The organism is Faecalitalea cylindroides (assembly GCF_028321995.1).
GTDB classification, from domain to species: Bacteria; Bacillota_I; Bacilli_A; order Erysipelotrichales; family Erysipelotrichaceae; genus Faecalitalea; species Faecalitalea cylindroides.
On sequence record NZ_JAQLXG010000014.1, the window covers coordinates 19,604 to 39,104 of the forward strand.

18 protein-coding genes and 1 tRNA gene are annotated in these 19,501 nt (G+C 33.6%); 5 read left to right on the plus strand and 14 right to left on the minus strand.

Features of this window, described 5'->3' with window-relative positions:
* Positions 1-379 precede the first annotated feature (379 nt).
* Both PND65_RS07845 and PND65_RS07850 read left to right on the plus strand, forming a co-directional pair.
* On the plus strand, positions 380-1,723 hold the full coding sequence (locus tag PND65_RS07845; RefSeq protein ID WP_271991478.1) for an RsmB/NOP family class I SAM-dependent RNA methyltransferase: 1,344 nt from the start codon (positions 380-382) through the stop codon (positions 1,721-1,723).
* Positions 1,720-2,412 (plus strand): pseudouridine synthase, encoded by a 693-nt coding sequence (locus PND65_RS07850; RefSeq protein WP_271991475.1) that lies wholly within the window; start codon positions 1,720-1,722, stop codon positions 2,410-2,412. Before PND65_RS07845 ends, PND65_RS07850 begins: the two co-directional genes overlap by 4 nt.
* Before the next feature lie 11 nt (positions 2,413-2,423).
* On the opposite strand, the gene PND65_RS09625 is transcribed toward PND65_RS07850, so the two are convergent.
* From PND65_RS09625 to PND65_RS07875, 6 genes are all read right to left on the minus strand, one after another.
* The gene (locus PND65_RS09625; protein WP_334259014.1) at positions 2,424-2,624 is read right to left on the minus strand and encodes a methylated-DNA--[protein]-cysteine S-methyltransferase; all 201 of its coding nucleotides are present in this window, start codon (positions 2,622-2,624) and stop codon (positions 2,424-2,426) included.
* Positions 2,557-2,919, minus strand: coding sequence for a methylated-DNA--[protein]-cysteine S-methyltransferase (locus PND65_RS07855; RefSeq protein ID WP_334258961.1), 363 nt, complete (start codon positions 2,917-2,919; stop codon positions 2,557-2,559). The genes PND65_RS09625 and PND65_RS07855 overlap by 68 nt, the downstream gene beginning before the upstream one ends.
* A 13-nt stretch (positions 2,920-2,932) precedes the next feature.
* Complete coding sequence (locus PND65_RS07860; protein WP_195295184.1) at positions 2,933-4,300, minus strand: sodium-dependent transporter; 1,368 nt, start codon at positions 4,298-4,300, stop codon at positions 2,933-2,935.
* 18 nt (positions 4,301-4,318) lie between these two features.
* Positions 4,319-5,140: a M55 family metallopeptidase gene (locus tag PND65_RS07865; RefSeq protein WP_271991472.1), complete on the minus strand. Its 822-nt coding sequence runs from the start codon at positions 5,138-5,140 to the stop codon at positions 4,319-4,321.
* Positions 5,141-5,239: 99 nt separating this feature from the next.
* Positions 5,240-5,995: an alpha/beta hydrolase gene (locus tag PND65_RS07870; protein ID WP_271991469.1), complete on the minus strand. Its 756-nt coding sequence runs from the start codon at positions 5,993-5,995 to the stop codon at positions 5,240-5,242.
* 18 nt (positions 5,996-6,013) lie between these two features.
* Positions 6,014-7,423 carry a DEAD/DEAH box helicase gene (locus PND65_RS07875; protein ID WP_271991467.1) on the minus strand — a complete coding sequence of 470 codons (1,410 nt, stop codon included), beginning with the start codon at positions 7,421-7,423 and terminating at the stop codon, positions 6,014-6,016.
* 139 nt (positions 7,424-7,562) lie between these two features.
* Between PND65_RS07875 and PND65_RS07880 the strand changes: the two genes are divergently transcribed.
* Both PND65_RS07880 and PND65_RS07885 read left to right on the plus strand, forming a co-directional pair.
* The gene (locus PND65_RS07880; protein ID WP_087158929.1) at positions 7,563-8,393 is read left to right on the plus strand and encodes a pyridoxamine kinase; all 831 of its coding nucleotides are present in this window, start codon (positions 7,563-7,565) and stop codon (positions 8,391-8,393) included.
* A 21-nt stretch (positions 8,394-8,414) separates the two neighbouring features.
* Positions 8,415-9,017, plus strand: a complete 603-nt coding sequence (locus PND65_RS07885) for a TIGR04100 family radical SAM protein (protein ID WP_081683625.1) — start codon at positions 8,415-8,417, stop codon at positions 9,015-9,017.
* 14 nt (positions 9,018-9,031) lie between these two features.
* On the opposite strand, the gene PND65_RS07890 is transcribed toward PND65_RS07885, so the two are convergent.
* On the minus strand, positions 9,032-12,283 hold the full coding sequence (locus PND65_RS07890) for a DEAD/DEAH box helicase (RefSeq protein ID WP_271991464.1): 3,252 nt from the start codon (positions 12,281-12,283) through the stop codon (positions 9,032-9,034).
* A 141-nt stretch (positions 12,284-12,424) separates the two neighbouring features.
* Between PND65_RS07890 and PND65_RS07895 the strand changes: the two genes are divergently transcribed.
* On the plus strand, positions 12,425-13,192 hold the full coding sequence (locus PND65_RS07895; protein WP_271991462.1) for a TMEM164 family acyltransferase: 768 nt from the start codon (positions 12,425-12,427) through the stop codon (positions 13,190-13,192).
* A 96-nt stretch (positions 13,193-13,288) separates the two neighbouring features.
* Here the strand turns inward: PND65_RS07895 and PND65_RS07900 are convergent.
* The 7 genes from PND65_RS07900 to PND65_RS07930 all read right to left on the minus strand — a co-directional run bounded on the left by PND65_RS07900 (position 13,289) and on the right by PND65_RS07930 (position 19,470).
* A tRNA-Glu gene (locus tag PND65_RS07900) sits at positions 13,289-13,363 on the minus strand.
* A gap of 85 nt (positions 13,364-13,448) precedes the next feature.
* Entirely contained in the window at positions 13,449-14,894 is a 1,446-nt protein-coding gene (locus PND65_RS07905) for a glycoside hydrolase family 1 protein (RefSeq protein WP_271991460.1), read from the minus strand.
* Positions 14,891-15,727, minus strand: a complete 837-nt coding sequence (locus tag PND65_RS07910) for an HAD family hydrolase (RefSeq protein WP_271991458.1) — start codon at positions 15,725-15,727, stop codon at positions 14,891-14,893. The genes PND65_RS07905 and PND65_RS07910 overlap by 4 nt, the downstream gene beginning before the upstream one ends.
* A gap of 23 nt (positions 15,728-15,750) precedes the next feature.
* Entirely contained in the window at positions 15,751-16,362 is a 612-nt protein-coding gene (locus tag PND65_RS07915) for a YczE/YyaS/YitT family protein (protein WP_271991456.1), read from the minus strand.
* On the minus strand, positions 16,359-17,807 hold the full coding sequence (locus tag PND65_RS07920; RefSeq protein ID WP_271991454.1) for a glycoside hydrolase family 1 protein: 1,449 nt from the start codon (positions 17,805-17,807) through the stop codon (positions 16,359-16,361). Before PND65_RS07920 ends, PND65_RS07915 begins: the two co-directional genes overlap by 4 nt.
* 58 nt (positions 17,808-17,865) lie before the next feature.
* Positions 17,866-18,201: a PTS lactose/cellobiose transporter subunit IIA gene (locus tag PND65_RS07925; RefSeq protein WP_035401358.1), complete on the minus strand. Its 336-nt coding sequence runs from the start codon at positions 18,199-18,201 to the stop codon at positions 17,866-17,868.
* 21 nt (positions 18,202-18,222) lie between these two features.
* On the minus strand, positions 18,223-19,470 hold the full coding sequence (locus PND65_RS07930) for a PTS sugar transporter subunit IIC (RefSeq protein WP_271991451.1): 1,248 nt from the start codon (positions 19,468-19,470) through the stop codon (positions 18,223-18,225).
* Positions 19,471-19,501: the final 31 nt, after the last annotated feature.

The window sequence follows — 19,501 nt, forward strand, 5'->3', positions numbered from 1 at the left end:
TTAAAAATAAAACGCTTTCATTCTTTTAACATAATACATCACTGTACCTATATCATCAACCACTCATTTTACTTAAAGCTTAATCAAGTCCTATTTTTAGTACTTATAGATTCTCTTCACAGCTAAACCTCTATCTAATATTTGAACATTTAATCTACTATACTTGATTAGACAAACAAGTATAATGTTTTAAATATCAATAAACATCGCTTTTTCTCATCCCATTGCCACTCAAAATTATGTATAACGAACTTACTTATAATAGGATCCCTTTTAGAAGTACATTTTTTTAAACTAATCCATTAAAAATTACTAAAAAGTACAGGACACACATATGCTCATCTATGCTATAATGGGGTGCACAAAAAGGAGATTTAATATGGTCACTCAATTACCTGAAAGTTTTATCCAACAGATGAAAGAACTGCTAAAAGATGAATTTGAAGCATATATTCAAAGTTTTGAACACGAACGTTATTATGGACTTCGCGTAAACACAAATAAGATCAGTGTACAAGATTTTCTTAAAATATCTCCTTTCGATTTAACTCCTATTCCATGGACAGATAATGGATTTTATTATGAAGGAGATCAAAAGCCTGCTAAACATCCGTACTACTACGCCGGCCTTTATTACCTTCAAGAGCCTTCTGCCATGTTGCCGGCACAGGTTTTACCAATAGAAGAAAATGAACTTGTACTTGATACATGCGCAGCACCTGGAGGAAAAAGCACAGAACTTGCAGCCAAACTACATAATACAGGTCTATTATTATCCAATGATATCAGTACATCTCGCTGTCAAGGCTTGATCAAAAACCTGGAACTATCCGGCTCTTATAATGCCTGGGTATGCAGTGAAGACCTCATTGATCTTTCAAATAGATTTACACAAACCTTTGATAAAATTCTGGTTGATGCACCATGTAGTGGAGAAGGAATGTTTCGAAAAGAACCACATTTGATCAACAGTTGGATCCAAAGAGATGATACTTACTATCCACCTATTCAAAAAGAGATTCTTTCATCCGCAATTGATATGTTAAGACCTGGAGGTATGATCGTATATTCTACATGCACGTTCTCTGTAAAAGAAAATGAAGAGGTCATTCAAGATGCTTTAGATAGACATCCAGACATACATCTTGTTTCGATTCCTAAATGCCCGGGATTTTCTAGTGGTATAAATATGGAAGAATGCGTTCGACTTTATCCTCATAAAATTCATGGTGAAGGACATTTTGTGGCTTTACTACAAAAAGATGGAGATACCCCTCAAAAAAGATATCAAAATATAAAAACATCTTTACCTGAGTCATTTAAAGAATTTTTAAATCTTTGTACGTTTGATTTTTCTCAAGGGTCTTTTATCATTAAAAATGAAAAGGCCATCTGGAGTCCATTACAACTACCCGAACAGAAAAAATGGCGTTTACTACGCTCTGGTCTGATTTGTGGAGAATTCAAAAAGAATCATTTTGAACCAAGCCAAGCTTTAGCTCTAGCCCTAAAAAAAGAACAATTTAAAAATACAGTTGACTTATCCGTTGAAGATACAAGAGTTATCAAATATTTAAAAGGTGAAACGATTGATATTAAAGATCTAGATACAAAGACAAAAGGTTGGATCTTGATTTGTGTAAATGGATATCCTCTTGGCTTTGGAAAGATTGATAAAGGAATCATAAAGAATAAATATGCGAAAGGATGGCGATGGCAATGAGACTTGATAAATTTCTATCTCATATGGGATATGGAACCCGCAACGAAGTAAAAAACATCATCAAAAATGGGTGGGTCACGATTGAAGGAAAAACAATCAAGAAAGCTGATCATCAAGTAAAAGAAGACCAAATTGTCTATGTGGATGATACACCCGTTTCCTATATTCAATATGAATATTATATTTTAAACAAGCCTTCTGGCTATGTCAGTGCCACCGAAGATAATGTCCATCCAACAATCATGGAGTTAATTCCCAGCATAAGAAAAGATCTTTATCCTGTTGGACGTCTTGATATAGATACAGAAGGCTTGCTTCTTGTTTGTAATGATGGACAACTCACACATGATCTACTATCGCCAAAAAAACATGTACAAAAAAAGTATTATGTTGAATTTGAAGGTACTTTACCCGAAAATGCCGTTGAAATATACAATCAACCTATGGACCTGGATGACTTTATCGCTAAACCCTCTACATTAGAAATCCTAGATACAAATAAAGCATATCTAACGATCAGCGAAGGGAAATTCCATCAAGTAAAGCGAATGTTTCAAAAAGTTGGATGTGAAGTAACCTACTTACAAAGAGTTAGTTTTGGTCCACTTGAGCTAAAAAATCTAGAAATTGGACAGGCAAGGGCCCTAAGTCCAGATGAAATAGAATGTTTAAAAGCACACAGCCATTAAAACTGTGTGCTTTATTTTAATATCGTTAAATCATAGCCTTCGATTTCCAACAAGGCTATTTTTTTATCAATTCCTCCTGCATACCCAGTGATCTTATGATTAGCTCCGATTACTCTATGACATGGAACAATGATTGAAATTGGGTTACGTCCAACAGCTTGACCGACAGCTCTTGCAGAAGAAATCCCTAGTTTTTTTTGCGATATCCATATAAGTTATGGTCTTGCCATAAGGTATTTTTAGCAACTCATTCCATACTTTCTTTTGAAAGGGGGTTCCTTCAAAAGAAATTTCCGGGATAAAGTCTGGCTCTTTGTGATCAAAATAAACATCCAGCCATTCTTTCGTTCGCATTAAGACAGGCGTATCTTTTTCAATACATTCATTTTGAATCGTACTTTCAAAATATTTCTGGTTTTCAAACCAAAGACCAATCAGTGCCTTTTCATTACTGGCAAGATAGATTTTTCCCAAAGCTGAATCATATTCAGAAATATAAGTTAACATATCCATCTCTTTTCTACATCGATATGATGCCTAAAACAGAAGCAACAGAACTCAATAAGATGATGATCAAAAAGAACGATGCTAAGTACTTCATAAAAAACACATACATTTTTTCACGTTTAAATGGACTGGAAATCTTTACCTCATCAATGATCTTTTGAAACCCTACAACCTTAATAATTAAGATACAAGTAGCCAGTGCAGCAATTGGCATCATGATTGAATTTGTCAAGAAGTCATAGAAATCCAAGAATGCCATACCAAAAATTGAAATGAAATCCCAGACACCATAACCTAAACAAGAAGTTGTTCCAAAAGCCAACATCACAAATGCCATAATAACAATTGCCTTATTTCTTGAAATATGAAACTGCTGTGATAAAGATGAAACGCTTGTTTCCAATAAAGAAATAGCACTAGTCAAAGCCGCAAAGAATACAAGAAGGAAGAATAAAATTCCCGCTATCGTTCCAGCTCCCATGCTCGCAAAAACTTTTGGAAGTGTAATAAACATCAAAGATGGTCCTGCCTGTAAGCTTTCAGCTGCCTCTGTAGAAAAAGCGAAAACAGCTGGAATAACCATCAAACCAGCTAAAATTGCAATAGCTGTATCAAATAATTCAACTTGTTTAGTCGATTTTTCGATATCTACATCTTTTTCAAGATAAGATCCGTATGTATATAATATTCCCATTGCGATTGATAACGAATAAAACATCTGACCCATGGCAGCTACAATCGTCATGATTGAAAAATCCTCAAAATTAGGGATCAAGAAATATTTAACCCCTTCGATGGCGCCTGGTCTTGTTACCGAATAGATAACGACCATGATTGCCAAAACGACCAAGATTGGCATCATAATCTTACTAGATCGTTCAATTCCATTTTTTACACCACCTAGTATTGTAATAAACGCAAAAAGCGCAAAAATTATAAACCAAAACTCAACATTAAAAGAATCACTAATAAAATTATTAAAATAATTATCCTGAGCTAAAACATTCACATTTCCTTTAATATATTCCACAAAATACTTAATGACCCAGCCGCCAATCACAGAATAATATGGTACGATCAAGATTGGGATTATGGCATTGATCCATCCACCAATCTTATACCAGATTCCCTGGCCAAAACTTTTAAAAGCTCCAATTGGACTCTTTTGTGTCATTCTTCCTAATGCTGTTTCAGAAACAATCAAAACATAGCCAAAGCTTACTGTTAAGATCAAATAAACAAGAAGGAAGATTCCTCCTCCATATTTAGCTGCCAAGTATGGAAATCGCCATATGTTCCCTAGCCCTACGGCAGAACCTGCCACTGCTAAAACATAGCCTAAACGACTTGAAAACTTCGAATTTTTTGCCTTTTTATCCATCAAATCTCTCCCTATATTCTAGGCAAATGCATTGCATATCTTAATAACAAAACGCATTGTCCTGTATAATTCCTTAAAACTTTCTTTTGTGATTTCAACTGTACAGTTGTCCACTTTTTTTACTTCTTCCATTCGGCTTACAAAATCAGCATTTCGAATATAGTGAAAACGAATACGCATTGTATGCGATGTTTTTTCTTTTTTTATTGATTCCTGATTCATCCCTTTTTGAATAGCCTTCTCATATTGACTTACTAAAGTATCCCAGCTGCAGCAAAGTGCAGTCTGTGAATTAATTGCTTTCTTTGCTTCTACAAAGTTTGTCTTGTACCCAATATCTTCTTCATACTGTACATGAAGTTTATCATCTCCGCTAATCAAAACAATTGGAACTCCATATTCATGGGCCAAGATTGCATTAATTCCTGTTTCTCCCAACTCTTTACCATCCACTTCAATATGTTCGATCATTGATCCCCATATTGTATGAGCCATGATCCCTGGTGTATTTGATCTAGTATGATATCCAATCAGACAAACACCATCAAAAGAATCATCCAATCCCTCCATCATACCAAATTCTTTGTACGCTCCATTAGCACTTACAAAAGAAACTCTTTTATCGATTCTAGAAGGCAAAAGATTATCCATGTTTCCATGGCCATCATTTACAATAATTTCTTTAGCTCCATATTTAAAAAGAAGATCAATGACCAAATTAACTTCATTGATCATATTGAGACGATATTCTTCATACAATTCACTTCCAGCCATGGTATATGCCGGATTCGCATTTCCCCATATTCCTTCGATATCGGCTGAAATATAGATTTTTTTCATTGTCTTTGCTCCCATCTGCCTTTAAAGAATAGCATTCATACATATATTCTTCAATGTTAATTTTTTACAGAAATAAAAAACCTGTGCCAAAAACACAGGTTATTTCCATAAGAAATCAAAATATATCTTATTTTCCTTTTCCCAGGAAGATTCATCGTGTTTACCATCTTCAATCACATTCAACATACTTGTTGCCCCTATGTCTTTAAAATAATTTGAGAAAACCATATTATCATAGAGTCTTTGTTGGTGAAGATAATTAGAATTTGCTTCCTTTTTACCTAAACTTAGATACACTCTAGTATCGGTGTTGATCTTGGTATTATGAAGATCATGAAGAAGTTGATCTTTTCCCGCAAAGATTGCCGAAGATAAGCAGGCAGCTTTAGAAAAGAAACGATTATATTTGATTACCGCATACAAAGCCATCAAACCTCCCATAGAACTTCCTCCAATACCGGTACACTCGCGAAATGGCATGGTTCTATATGTGGAATCAATCATAGGTTTCAATTCATACACGATCCATTCCATAAGTTCTGCCCCTTTTCCTTTGATCATTCCCCAATAATGAGTTGAATATGTATAAGGGCTGAATTCAACGATTCTTTGATTGCCTTCATGATTACACTCTAGTCCAACCACAATAAATTTCTTATCATATTGATCTAAAAACTCTTTTAATCCCCAAGATTTCCCATACGTTGCATCTTCATCATAGAAAAGATTATGCCCATCAAACATATACATGACAGGATAGGTTTCCTTACTTTGATAATAGTCATCAGGAAGATAAATATGCAATCTTCTTTGTAAGCCAAGTGGAGTAATCGTTACATCTTTTTTCTCAATCATGGTAATACCTCCTGAAGATCAATGATTTGCCACTTCAACGCGAACTGATTTATTCTTGATCTTCTTATTTTGTAACACTTCTAATACGATCTTGCCTTTGCCATTTAAAATATCGACATAAGATTGATGTTCCTGGATCTGTATGATACCAATATCATCAAATTCGATTTCATCTATGCTCATGATAGCTCCAACAAGATCTTTAGCTCGTATCTTTTTGCTCTTACCCGCATTGATATAGAGCTTTGTAATATCTTTTCTGAGTTTCTTTGTTTTATCCTCAAGTTGTCTTTCTGGTTTTGATAGACAGGAAAGATCATATTCATTCTGTAGCTCAATTGTTTTGAGATCCTCTGGAAGATTAAGTTTATCTATGATTTCTAAATATTTTTCTTTTTCCTGATCGGATACGAGCGTAATTGCCTTCCCTTTATTTTTCATTCTTCCACTTCGTCCAATACGATGGATATAGATCCAGAAAGTATTTGGAACTTCATAATTTATGATCAAATCTACTTTTTGAATATCAATGCCTCGAGCTGCCACATCTGTACTGACTAAAATACGAAACTCTCCTTGTTTAAAAGCATTCATTTGCCGCAGACGATCTTCCTGCAACATACCTCCATGAATTTTATTGACACTAATTTGTCTAGATTGCAGTTGTTCATATATTTCATCTACCATCTGTCGCGTGTTCGCAAACACAATACAGCTTTCCGGTTTCTCTTTGACTAAAAGATGAAGTAAATAGGATACTTTCTCTTCCATTTTTGTATAGTAAAAGCTTTGATCAATTTGATCAGCTTGATCATTATTTATGATCCAGACTGGATTATTTAAAATATCTTTAGAAAGACTCTCTATTGAGTCATTGATCGTTGCCGATAACAAACAATTAATTCGTGAATCGGATAGATATTCTATGATTTGTAAAATATCTTGATAAAAATTCAAGCCCAGCATTTCATCTGCTTCATCCAATATTAAATATTGAATCTTTGTTGAATCAAATGTATGCTCCTTTAGATGTTCTAAAAGTCTACCAGGTGTTGCGATTATAACATGACAACGCTGAGATAGATCCTCTTTTTGAAAGGCAAAAGGCTGTTTTCCAAAAACAGCTACTGTTTTGATTTTCTTATACACACCCAAATGATCAAATGCTTCTTGAATTTGTAACACAAGTTCTCTAGTTGGCGCCAAAATTAAAGCCTGTGGTTCTTTTTGATCAATTATTATCTTTTCTAATATAGGTAAAGCATAAGCTGCCGTTTTACCACTTCCGGTCTTTGACTGAACGATACAGTCCTTATTATCTAGTAAGACAGGAATCGTATTTTGTTGGACAGATGTTAAATCGTGAAATCCCAACGCATCTAAAGCTTTTAGAATTCTTACATCATGGATAAATGTATTAAATTTCATAAGATCATTCCTTATAATCATTATAGCACGATATGAAAACAATAATATTAAGATTGTTTAATATCTCTATAAACAATCTGTAAACTTGAAGTCATGTCGAGAATATGCTATTTTATGACAGATGAACAAGGAGTCTATCATGTCACATAACAATCAAAAAAAAATAGCGGTCATCAATGATTTTTCCGGATTTGGTCGCTGCTCAATTGCAGTCGCTTTACCAATTATATCAACTCTTAAAATACAATGTTGTCCCTTACCTACATCTATATTTTCCAATCATACAGGTTTTGACAGTTTCTTCTTTGACGACTATACGGATAAAATGCCTCTATATATCAATGAATGGAAAAAATTAGGACTCCAATTTGATGGCATAACATCCGGTTTTCTAGGCTCCAAAAAACAAATCGAAATCGTTACACAATTTTTTAAAGACTTTAAGACAAAAGAGAATATAATAATTGTAGATCCTGTTATGGGTGATTATGGAAAGATATATGCCACATACACAAAAGAAATGTGTGAAGAAATGAAAAAACTTGTTCAATATGCAGATATTATCACACCAAACATAACAGAATTATGTATTTTGACCGATACACCATACCAGGAAAAATGGAAAATCAGCGAGCTGGAAAAAATGACCGAAGAACTTGCTGAAAAAGGACCAGAAAAAATCGTTGTCACAGGTATCGTGCAAAAAGAATTCATTGCAAACTTCTGTTATGAAAAAGGAAAATCCCCTAAAATCTTACGCTGTCATCGTGTTGGAACACAACGCTCAGGAACCGGAGATGTATTCTCGTCTATCATAGCTGCCGATGCCGTTAATCAAGTACCATTTGATAAATCGGTCAAGAAAGCATCTAACTTTATCAAGAAATGTATCTTGAAATCCATTGAAATGGATATACCCGTAACGGATGGCGTGTGTTTTGAAGAGCTGCTGCAAACACTAAAAGTATAAAAAGAAAAGAGGTAAGATAACATGACAATTCTCTACAAAGTTTATAACAATCTTTATGTAAATTTGACCAACCGTTGTCCTTGTGCCTGCACTTTCTGTTTAAGACAGACACGTGATCATATGGATGATTCAGGAACTTTATGGTTAAAGAAAGAACCAACAGTCGAAGAAGTTATCGATGAATTTAAAAAATACGATCTCTCTCAATATAAAGAAATCGTATTCTGCGGTTTTGGCGAGCCAACCGAAGCGCTTGATGTATTGCTTCCGGTAGCTAAATACTTAAAAGCGCATTACCCAAATCCAATTCGAATCAATACAAACGGATTAGGCAATCTTATTCATGATCGTGATATTACACCTGAATTTGAAGGACTTATTGATACAATTTCAATCAGTTTAAATACCCCAGATGCCAAGGAATATCATAAGATCGTTCGCAGTAAGTTTGGTGAAAAAGCATTTGATTCAATGCTAGATTTTGCTGAAAAATGTACAAAACACATTCCTAATGTAGTCATGACCACAGTTGCAACAACAATTACACCACAGGAAGAAGAACAATGCCAAAAAATTTGCAGTGATTTAAACGTCACTTATCGCATACGCCCATTTGAAGACTAAACAGTCTTCTTTTTTTATCGTTTGAATAAATCTAATATTTCTTCTTTTGACATTTTAGATAAAGAGCCATCATTGCCTTCCACAAAACTATCGGCAAGGTTTGCCTTTCTTTCCTGCATCTTCAATATCTTTTCTTCGATCGAATCTTTCATGATCATCCGATATACCTGTACATTCGCATTTTGACCGATACGATGTGCTCGATCTGTTGCCTGATTTTGAGCAGAAAGATTCCACCATGGATCGATATGGATCACTGCTTCCGCACTCGTTAAATTAAGACCAGTGCCACCTGCTTTTAATGAAATCAAAAATACTCTTGTATCATCTTCATTAAAATTGTTTACAAGTTTTCTTCTTTCTTCCTTATTTGTGCTGCCCGTCAACATATAATAAGAAATCTGCTCCTTATCCAGTTGATTGCTGACTAAATCTAATAATGAAGTAAATGCTGAAAATAATAAGATCTTTTTGTTGTTTTCTGTCAATGTTTTGATCAAACTGATCGTTGCATTGATCTTAGTAGAAGGTTCTTTGATATTATCATAGACTAATCGTGCATCGCAGCAAATTTGTCTTAGCTTTGTCAACATCGCCAAAATGGCAATACGATCAAAATGTACCTCTTTCATCTTTGCCTGCATTTCTTTGTTGACCATCGCAAGATTAGCTAGATATAACTTCTTTTCTGAAGCACTAAATTCTAACATATACTTGTGATCAACTTTATCTGGCAATTCTTTTAATACTTCTTTTTTCGTTCTTCTTAGAATAAAAGGATTTACCAAATTTCTAAGTCTCTTTGTTGTTTTTTCATCTTCATCAAGCGTAATAGGAATTTCATATTCCTGCTTAAAATAATGATATGAATATAAATAACCGGGCATCAAAAAATCAAAAATTGACCATAATTCAGCCAAAGAGTTCTCAATAGGTGTTCCACTTAAGGCAATTCTATGATTTGCCTTTAACCTTTTCACAAACTGGGCATTCTTTGTCTTTTGATTTTTAATATTCTGAGCTTCATCTAAGATAATACATTCAAATTCATGATCCTGATATAAATCTACATCCCTTCTTAAATAATCATACGATGTAATCAAAAGATCATAATCTCGATAATTTTGAATTCCTAATGTTCTTTTTGCTTTTGCTCCTGTGATACTGATACAGTTCAGTGTTTTTGAGAATTTGGCAATCTCATCTTCCCAGTTATAAATCAAAGAAGCTGGGCATACCACCAAACTTGTCTTATTTTTATCTCGTATAGAATCCAGCATGGCAATAACCTGCAACGTTTTACCTAAGCCCATCTCATCCGCTAAGATGCCATTCAGATTATAACTGTATAAAGTCAACAACCATCTTGTTCCCACCTTTTGATAAGGTCTTAACACATCATTATATTGATCATCAATTTCAACCTGATTGGACATATTTTCAAACCCTTTGATGTATTGACTCAAAGAATCGTCTTTAGTAATTTTGATAAAATTCATCTGATCTAATCGTTTATCTAAACTTAAAGCTCGATAATTATCCATGACCAGTTTCCCATCATGAAAGTCTTTGGATTTCAGATCATATTCCTGCATAAAACTATCTAATTCATCAAGTTCATTGCTTTCAAGATGAATCATCAATCCACTTTTCAAACGAAAATACTTTTTCTTTTTATGATATGCCTTTAAGATGGCATCCACTTCATTGACATCAAAATCTTCACTTTCAAGATTTACTTCCAATAAATCATTTTCAAAACTTACACCAACGTGCAAATTATATTTTGTACTTTTTCCTAATTTCTTTAATTCTTCAGATACAAACACTTCACAATACTGTGACAAAATCTTTGTACCTTCTAAGATTAGTTCAAAAGTTTCTGGTCTATCTAAATTAAAATATGCTTTGTGCTCTTCAATATAATCTGCTTCATTTTCCAAAATCGTTTTGATCAAATCACTTTGAAGGCTAGGTTGAAAATGATCATTTTTTATGATTTCTACTTCCTGATCTTCATCTATTCCTACTGCATGAAACACAACAGTATCATCATCAAACAAATCACCATATACTTTAAATGATTTAGGAATAAATACAGAAACAAGCTTTTTCTCTCTTTCATCTTTTATATCCAAATACTTTTTATTTGGGCTTAAGACATAATGTTCAAAAGATGTAAAATCATCTTTATCAACATATAATGGTTCTAAAGAAATGGCCGAAATAAATTCTTTTAAATTGCTGTAATTTTCAACAGGGTATCGAACAATTTGATCATACGATATCAAATAATAGGCGTCTTTCCCTTCAATTAGATCAAGACTATCTTGTTTAGATATAATATAACTATACTCATTCTCTGATATCTTTATTGGATAAGTAAATTCTTCTTCTAAAAAGGTTAGATCGATCTCTTTTTCATCTTTAAAAAGATCAAAGAATTTATGGACGTTTTCATTATCAATCTTTAAATATCGATTAGAATCATAATACCCTTCATACATTCGTGTATAGTAAAGACTAGTTTGAGGTCTATGCTCAGTTTTAATCAATTCGATCCATTTTTTAGTTAATTCATCAAAACTATTGATATCATGATAGACTTCAAGAAACTTCCCATATCGCACTGTTTCATGATTATCTAAATTATCGATAAATGTATATAGATTTTTTATAATATATGGTTTATTCCGTGCAATTTGAAAACCAATCAGAAGCCTGTCTTCATCAAAGATAAAATTAGGAATCAAATGATAAGATTCTTTTTTTACTATAAAGTTTAATCGTTCCTGATAACTTCTTTGAAATTGATCGATCATTTTCCTAGATTCATTCTTTCTTCTTTTCATGATCACCTTTTGTCTAAGAAGTTCTGCTTCTTTTCTTTTTTCTTCTTTATCTAACAAATATTTTTGAAGCGTACTAGTCGTTTTCTGATAATGGTAAGGGAATGCATCAAATGTCATTAATGAAATCATATGGATTACAGCCCCTATATGAGCACAGATGCCATAACTTCCCCAAGGACAATCACATTGTTCATTTTCAATCTCCATATAATCATTGATGCGAAAAGAACATTCATTCAAATGCCCATGAACTTCTAATACAGCTGAGACATCATGATATACACCATACGGATCTTCCACTTCTTCAATATGCAACAATTGAATGGCTCCACTCTCAAAGTATCGTTTTGATAAATTAATCGTACGAATATCCAAACCAATAAAATCAAGTTCATTCCTATGTAAAAGTCGCATGGTCTCACCTCTTATCGATTGCTTATAATATTCTACCACTATTCATATCAATTTGACGGAATAACACAATCATACTTTACAAAAATCAAACAATCTTTCAATTTGAATGTGATAAAATACAATTGTTGAAAGGAGAAGATTATGGACTTTTTTGGATATTATACAATTGACGATCCGGCTAAGCATCCATTTATGATGTTCTCAACAACCCATCTATTATTTATCATCTTGATTATTTGTTGCCTCTATCTAGGGCTTAAAGTATCTAAAGATTATCCTGAAGAAAAAATCAAAAAAATTGAAAAGATCGTATCTGCCAGTTTAATCTTTGGTGAATTCATCTATTACATCTGGAACATTTTCAAATGCCCATACCCTATCTTTACAGAGATTCTTCCTTTGCATTTGTGTTCTATCTGTATCTGGACATCCTTTCTGGCATTCTGGCTGGATAATGAAAAACTGCGACATTTTATTGCAGTCAATAATATGCTTGGCGCATTAATTGCCTTATGTTATCCGGCAACCGTTGCCTCAATCAATCAAACATTCTCTTATCGCGTCATTTATTTCTTCATCTCTCATGGAACAATTACGTTTATGGGAGTCATGCAGTTAAGACAACTTAAATCTTTAAGTTTTCAAGATTTAAAATTTAATATCCCTTTATTAGCTTTCTTAACAACAATTGCGATGGTAGTGAATTATTTTCTTCATTCTGATTATCTTTTTGTGGGTTTTCCTTCATCCATTCCTATTATTCAAATGATTTATAATCTTGTTGGAATATTATTTTATTTACCCGTTGCCATTCTCATATTCTCTATCCTGGAAATTCTCATGTTATTCATATTAAAAAATATTCTTCAATTTATATATCATAGACAACGCAATATTATTCTTAATTAATCTTGACTCTCTAATTCTATAATATCCTGTGTTCTATCTACATATTAAGCGTTAAAAGCAAATAAAAAGCCTTTAAATAAAGGCTTAATAGACAGATGGTAGCGCGTACGGGACTCGAACCCGTGATACAGCCTTGAGAGGGCTGTGGCTTAACCGCTTGCCGAACGCGCCATATGTGCTTAATTATTTTAACAGTTTTTAGATAAAAATTAAAGATAAAGAATGAGGAATTCGTTTGAATTCCTCATTTTATATATTATAAATCTTCACCATTTGTTTCAATTACGTGTTTGTACCAATAGAAAGAATCCTTTTTTAGACGTTTTCCACTTCCCTTGCCAAAATCATCTAAATCAACATAGATGTATCCATATCGTTTAGACATTTCAGCACTGGAGCTAGATACGATATCAATTGGTCCCCAGCTCAAATATCCGATAACATCTACACCATCTTTAATGCATTCTTTTAATTGTTTGATATGTTCACGTAAATATTCAATACGATACTCATCATGGATACTTCCATCTTCTTCAATTTTATCTAAAGCACCCAAACCATTCTCTGCAATCATTAATGGAACTTGATAACGATCCCAATATTGAGATAAAGAATTATATAAACCTAATGGATCTGCACGCCATTCCCATGGTGTTGGTTTTAGATATGGATTTTGTGATCCATCAAATGCTTTAATGGTATTTTTAGTACTGTCTACAATTTTGGTGTAATAATAAGAAATTGCTAAAAACTGCATTGGATTCTCTTTTAAAAGCTCTTCATCGCCTTCTTCCATCTGGATCGAGATATTATTTTCTTTAAAATAACGCAGTGCATAAACAGGATATTCTCCTCTTAACTGTACATCCGTGAAATAATACTGCATACGATTTTTCTTCATCGTTAATACAACATCTTCTGGATTACATGTAGCCGGATACATCGTACCATCGGCAACCATTGTTCCCATGATCGCATTTGGATCTATTTCTTTGGCAAGTTTTACAACTTTAGCTCCAGCAACAAACTGATTATGTACAGCTTGATACATCAATTCTTCCATATTTTCTGCCTGGTCATCATAAATACCAAGAGAACCAAACTGAACTGTTGGAACAAGGTTCACCTGATTACAAACGATCCAGTATTTGACTTTGCCTTTGAAACGTTCTAACAATGTTGTAGCATAGCGAACAAAGAAATCAATCATTTTTCGATTTGCAAACCCACCATATTCCGTAACTAAATGAAGAGGGATATCATAATGAGACACCGTAATAACTGGTTCCATACCATCTTTAATGATTTCATCGATCAAATGATCATAGAACTCCAATCCTTTTTCATTTGGAGTTTCCTCATCTCCATTTGGATAAATTCTAGACCAGGAAATACTGGTTCTTAAAGCTTTGAATCCCATTTCCTTCATCAAAGCCAAATCTGACTTATACGTATGGTAAAAATCAATTCCATAACGTTTTGGAAAATAACTTTCTTTGTCTTCAACTGCTGCTTTGATTCCAGCTAAGGTCCCTCCGCCTTCTTTTTCAATATGAGCACGATCCATATTCTTATCATACGCATGGATATCCGATGTTGATAGACCTCTTCCATCTACATCATATGCTCCTTCAATCTGGCAGGCTGCTACAGCTCCACCCCATAAAAAATCCTTAGGGAATCCCTTTGGAACTTCTTTCATGCTTTTTTATCTCTCAATTCAAAATAGTTTTCTAAAAATTCAGCTACTCCGTCTTCCTGACAAGAGCGCGCAATATATTTTGTATTTACTTTAAAATCATTATTTGGATTTTTGACCAAAACAGAATGTTTAAATGCTTCCAACATAGAACGATCGTTCTCACTATCGCCAAAAACCATAACTTCATCTTCATTTATTTCTTCGTATCTGACATATTCCTGCAATGCGCTTGCCTTATTGATATAATCTGGTGTAATCTCCAAATTAAAATTCATTGAACTCACTACATCAATACCCGTTACATCTTTCAATGCTTCTCGAACCTGGTCAACCAAAGATATATCCTCAAACAAAGCCTCAATCTTTAATGTTTCCTCATAGTTAAAATCTGTTTCTTCAACGGATACTAGACTATCGATCAAGCCATGCATTTCCAATTCTGAATCTGGCAAATAAATGCCTAATACTTGACCATATGTTTGCTTTGAACTTTGATATACGACATTTTTATCTTTTGTAAAACACACAAAAGGAACATCAAATTGTTGAAGAATCTTGCAGACAGCTTCTACTAGATCACTAGACATATAATGGGCAAAAATCTTACTATCCTTTTCATCTCTAACCATTGCCCCATTCAACAAAACTGTTGCAGGAAAAAAATCATTCTTCTTTTTCAAAGGATATAGATCTTCATACGGTCTTCCTGTTGCTAAAACCAACTTCAACCCTTTCTTCTCAAGCTGATCGAAAATAGCTCTTAATCTCGGTGTAATCTCATTATTACCTGCCGTAATCGTACCATCAACATCAAATGCCAACATCTTGATCATAGTAATACTCTCCTTCAATTTGTCTAACTCGTCTTATCTGTTTCTGTTCCTAAAATTTTTAAGAAAAAGTCGATCAATATTCCTGTGGTACTCATCGCAATAACCGATCCAATTCCAATGACACCACCTAATAACCAGCCAATGACCAATAATACAACATCAGCTCCTGTTCGAATCCATTTAAAAGAAATGTTTGTCTTATTTACGATTGCATAAGCTATCGCATCGATTTGATTCATACCTTTACGATATTTTATCAATAAGGCATATGTCAACCCAAAACAAATCTGTCCTAAACAAGCAACAAGAAGTCGAATCAAGATATTCATATTTACGATATTTAATGGAGCTAATAATACTTCAAAAAAATCCATCGCAAAGCCTACAGTCAATGCATATATGATCGTTGCCCATCCAATATTTTTAAAAGATACAATCAAGGCAATGATCAACATAATAATATTGTAGATTCTGGAAGCTGTACCATAACTAACATTCAATGTACGATGCAAACCATCCACAAAAACAGTAATTGTATCACTTCCCAAATTGGCATGTACAAACAAGGCAACACCTAAACCTGTTAATAAAATTGCTGATGTAATAGCTAAAACAGTTTGTACAGCTTTTTTCATAAATCTAAATTTTCTCCATTAGATTCAATAACTCGTTTATACCAGTCATAACTATCTTTTTTAATTCGTTTTCCTGTACCTTTTCCATAATCATCTAGATCCACATAGATGAATCCATAACGTTTTGACATTTCGCTGGATGAACAAGATACGATATCAATTGGACCCCAGGCATAATATCCACGAAGATCTACACCATCTTTAATTGCTTCTTTCATCTGTTCAATATGATTGCGATAGAATTCTACACGATATGGATCATGTACTTTTCCATCTTCCAATTTATCGTAGTATCCACTACCATTTTCTGTGATGTAAATTGGTTTTTGATAACGATCCCAGAAAGTATTTAATGAAATACGCAATCCAATTGGATCAAATGTCCAACCCCACTCATTAGCTGGAAGTTCTTTATTACGAATAGCTTCATTGCCATTTTCATAGCTCTCTTTAGTAACTATACGTGTGTAGTAATATGAGAAAGAGAAGAAATCACAAGTGTTTTTCAAATCTTCTTCATCATGTTCTCCAAACTCTACATGAATTCCCTTATCTTCAAAGAAACGGAATGCATATCCTGGATAATATCCTCGCAACAACACATCTGAATAAAAGAATTCCATCTGATTGTGCTTTAATGCAGCAAGCTGATCTTCTGGTTTACATGTAGCTGCATAATTATAGCCCCCGCATAGCATCATACCAATCTGCATTTCAGGATAATGTTCATGGGCATATTTTGTAGCTCTTGCACAAGATACCATTTCATTATGAACCGCCTGATATTTTGCACTTTGAAGATCGTCTACTTTATCTTCGGCAATTCCTAAATGATTGAAGGATTCATGTCCAATTAAATTAATTTGATTGACAATGATCCAATATTTTACTTTACCCGCGTATCGATTGAAAACTGTTCTACAATATTTTTCAAAAAACTCGATCAATTCTCGTGAATACCATCCTTTATATTTCAAAGTTAGATTCAAAGGCATCTCATAATGAGAAATTGTAATCATCGGTTCCATACCATTCTTAATGATTTCATCAATTAATTCATCATAGAATTTCAATCCTGCTTCATTTGGTGTTTCATCATCCCCGTTTGGGAAAATTCTTGCCCAGTTGATACTAGTTCTAAATGTTTTTAAACCTAATCCTGCCAAAAGCTTTAAATCTTCTTTATATGTATGATAGAAATCGATTCCCCATCTTTTTGGGAATATTCTTCCATCACCATGGCCAGCATTCATTGCCTCAACAACAAATTTAGTATCCAATTCTTCATTGTATTTTTTAGTAATATCTACATCATCTCTAAATTCATTGATATCTGCAACGCACATTCCTTTACCATCAATATCATAAGCTCCTTCAAGCTGATTAGCGGCGACAGCGCCACCCCACAAAAAATCTTTTGGAAATCCTGTTGGTACTCTACTCATTTTATTTTTCCTCCTATTTATAAAGAAAGGATTTCATTGCCTGAAATCCTTTACGTTCCTATTTTTCTAATGCAGCAATGCGTGTTTCGTATGCTTTAAAAATTTTCAACAATTGTTTAGCAATGTTAATTTCGCTGTAAATTGTCATTAATGTATCTTGCGCATGTGCAAACAAGAGTGAATATTCACTTTTTTCACCACGTGTTTCATCTTGAATCGCATCAGTCTGTACTTTATGAGCTACAGTGATCTTTTCATGACATACTTTTAACTTTTCTTCTGCTGTTTCATAGTCGAAAGCCGCAATTGCATCCAATGCTTCTTTACACGCTACACGTGCATCGCCTGCATTTAGGATAATGGTCATAGCAGACTGTACTACTTCTTCATTCATACCAATCTATCCTCCTGATAATTAACCGTTATTTGCTTCTTCTTCAATACACTGTTTTTCGTAAGCTTTAAAGAATGGATACCAAATTAAAGCTGCAACAACCAAACAAATCAAAGCTAATACAATTGCAGCGATAGAACCTTGTGTTGCTATCCATGTAGAAATGCCGAATGGACAATACCATAAATCAAACTGTATTGTAGTAATTGGAGCAAAAGCTAGTACTTTACATCCGATCCACACAATTGATGGTAATACAATACCAATAATCCACATTGGAAGCATCATAATTGGGTTCCATACGATACAACCAAATACAACTGGTTCATTGATATTAAAGATAGCAGGACCTAAACATGCTCTCCCTAAAGCTTTTAATTTCTTTGATTTTGACATTACTAGAAAACCAACTAGAGGAAGTGTACACGCAATCCCTCCCCACCATAAATAAGTGCTAAAAATCATAGAGTCTGTAAACATATTTAAATTAGCTGCTGTTGCAGTTCCAGCTGCTGCTAGCGCAATATTAGCTGTAATACTTGCTAATCTAACGGGTTGAGTTACTGGCGTTAACACCCAAGAAGCAATACCCATTGAGTAAATAAAACAATAGAAGAAATTCATTAAGATAAATCCATACCACGTATTTAATACACCTTGTAAAGGCATGAAAATACTCACAGAAATTGCATATAAATCTACATTAAATACTTGTACTAACAAAAATCCACAAAAAATAACTAAACCAATTGGTAATAAAGCATCAAACCACTGACGAACAAAATCCGGAATTGCACTGTCTTCTTTAAAAAATGAGAATTTTCCAAATAAATTAAATACAATACATGTGATTATACCTGTAATCATAGCACAGAACATACCACCAGCTCCAAAAGCGTCAGATCCAAATCCAGGATTACCCTCAATCATGATTTGAGGTGTAATCGAAATAAAAAATAAGATTAATCCAGTTGAACCAGCAATAATTCTGTTTTTTCGCAAACGCTTTTTTTCACAGAAATTAAACGGAATTAGAAAAGCTATAAGTACAGATACCATCCCCATAGTCCATCCAAAAGGTGTCCAGAACGAAAATGGTAAACTAATCCATTCTTCAACAACAGCCCCAACACAGAAAATAGATCCTAATAGTATAAATGGTAATATTTGTAGCATAGAGTCTTTTAACGTCACAACCCAAATATTGTGATTAATTTTATTCATTTTTGGTTGAAAACTTGTTTCTAGCCAATTAATTAATTTTTGCATAATTATGTTTCCTTTCTTTAATTTTTATTCC

Bases quoted from the DNA above. Each gene is read 5' to 3' on its own strand.
- PND65_RS07855 (WP_334258961.1), bottom strand. From the start codon at position 2,919: ATGTTAACTTATATTTCTGAATATGATTCAGCTTTGGGAAAAATCTAT.
- PND65_RS07915 (WP_271991456.1), bottom strand. From the start codon at position 16,362: ATGAAAAAAGCTGTACAAACTGTTTTAGCTATTACATCAGCAATTTTA.
- PND65_RS07910 (WP_271991458.1), bottom strand. From the start codon at position 15,727: ATGATCAAGATGTTGGCATTTGATGTTGATGGTACGATTACGGCAGGT.
- PND65_RS07845 (WP_271991478.1), top strand. From the start codon at position 380: ATGGTCACTCAATTACCTGAAAGTTTTATCCAACAGATGAAAGAACTG.
- PND65_RS07880 (WP_087158929.1), top strand. From the start codon at position 7,563: ATGTCACATAACAATCAAAAAAAAATAGCGGTCATCAATGATTTTTCC.
- PND65_RS07920 (WP_271991454.1), bottom strand. From the start codon at position 17,807: ATGAGTAGAGTACCAACAGGATTTCCAAAAGATTTTTTGTGGGGTGGC.
- PND65_RS07930 (WP_271991451.1), bottom strand. From the start codon at position 19,470: ATGCAAAAATTAATTAATTGGCTAGAAACAAGTTTTCAACCAAAAATG.
- PND65_RS07870 (WP_271991469.1), bottom strand. From the start codon at position 5,995: ATGATTGAGAAAAAAGATGTAACGATTACTCCACTTGGCTTACAAAGA.
- PND65_RS07895 (WP_271991462.1), top strand. From the start codon at position 12,425: ATGGACTTTTTTGGATATTATACAATTGACGATCCGGCTAAGCATCCA.
- PND65_RS07925 (WP_035401358.1), bottom strand. From the start codon at position 18,201: ATGAATGAAGAAGTAGTACAGTCTGCTATGACCATTATCCTAAATGCA.
- PND65_RS07860 (WP_195295184.1), bottom strand. From the start codon at position 4,300: ATGGATAAAAAGGCAAAAAATTCGAAGTTTTCAAGTCGTTTAGGCTAT.
- PND65_RS07850 (WP_271991475.1), top strand. From the start codon at position 1,720: ATGAGACTTGATAAATTTCTATCTCATATGGGATATGGAACCCGCAAC.
- PND65_RS07875 (WP_271991467.1), bottom strand. From the start codon at position 7,423: ATGAAATTTAATACATTTATCCATGATGTAAGAATTCTAAAAGCTTTA.
- PND65_RS07890 (WP_271991464.1), bottom strand. From the start codon at position 12,283: ATGCGACTTTTACATAGGAATGAACTTGATTTTATTGGTTTGGATATT.
- PND65_RS07885 (WP_081683625.1), top strand. From the start codon at position 8,415: ATGACAATTCTCTACAAAGTTTATAACAATCTTTATGTAAATTTGACC.
- PND65_RS07865 (WP_271991472.1), bottom strand. From the start codon at position 5,140: ATGAAAAAAATCTATATTTCAGCCGATATCGAAGGAATATGGGGAAAT.
- PND65_RS07905 (WP_271991460.1), bottom strand. From the start codon at position 14,894: ATGAAAGAAGTTCCAAAGGGATTCCCTAAGGATTTTTTATGGGGTGGA.